At 51.7% G+C, this 758-nt stretch carries 1 protein-coding gene and 1 pseudogene; both read left to right on the top strand.

Translation table 11 applies throughout. The annotated features are described in order from the left end of the window. A pseudogene (locus A3750_RS26260) lies at positions 1-247 on the top strand (5'/3'-nucleotidase SurE); the annotation flags it as partial. A gap of 2 nt (positions 248-249) precedes the next feature. Further along, the coding region (locus A3750_RS16320) for a protein-L-isoaspartate(D-aspartate) O-methyltransferase (RefSeq protein ID WP_068548453.1) at positions 250-758 on the top strand (509 nt) is incomplete at its 3' end.

Here is a 758-nt window from a genome sequence, read left to right as displayed (position 1 = left end):
ACTCAAGGGAATGCAAATTACACGACTCGGACATCGAGCAAAAGGCCAGCCTCCAGAGCAGTTTTCTGACCCTAGAGGTAAGGAGCGGCTCTGGATCTCAGTTGCTGGAGAAGGCGATGATGCCGGCCCAGGGACCGATTTTCATGCGGTTGCACATGCCTTTGTCTCAATTACGCCTATTCAGGTGGATATGACTCGCCATAGTGCGTTGCCAGATCTTCAACGCTGGCTCGACGGAGCGCAGTGATCATGGCGGAACAGAGCATCGAAGGTATCGGCATGACTTCCCGCAGGACGCGCATGCGACTCTTACAGCGATTGCGGGAGAAAGGGATACAAAGTGAAGGTGTTTTATCTGCGATCGCGGATACGCCTCGCCATATTTTTCTCGATGAGGCGCTCTCTCACCGATCCTATGAAGATACCGCGCTTCCGATTGGTCATAACCAAACGATTTCTCAGCCGTATATTGTAGCGAGAATGACCGAGCTGTTGCTGGAGAGCTCGCCTCGCCGAGTACTGGAGTTGGGAACCGGATCTGGCTATCAAGCGGCTATTTTATCTCAGCTCGTGGTTGAGCTTTATACCGTCGAACGAATCTCTCCACTTTTAGCCAAGGCGAAAGAGCGTTTCCAGCGCCTTAACTATCGAAACATTTATAGTCGACATGCTGATGGAGGGATTGGTTGGCCAGAGCAGGCGCCATTTGATGCCATTATGGTGACCGCTGCGCCAAAGGAAATACCTATTGAGCTATT

The sequence above is a fragment of the Oleiphilus sp. HI0079 genome, from assembly GCF_001635105.1.
The sequence above is the reverse complement of the archived record's forward strand: the minus strand, read 5'-3'. Positions and strand labels throughout refer to the sequence as shown.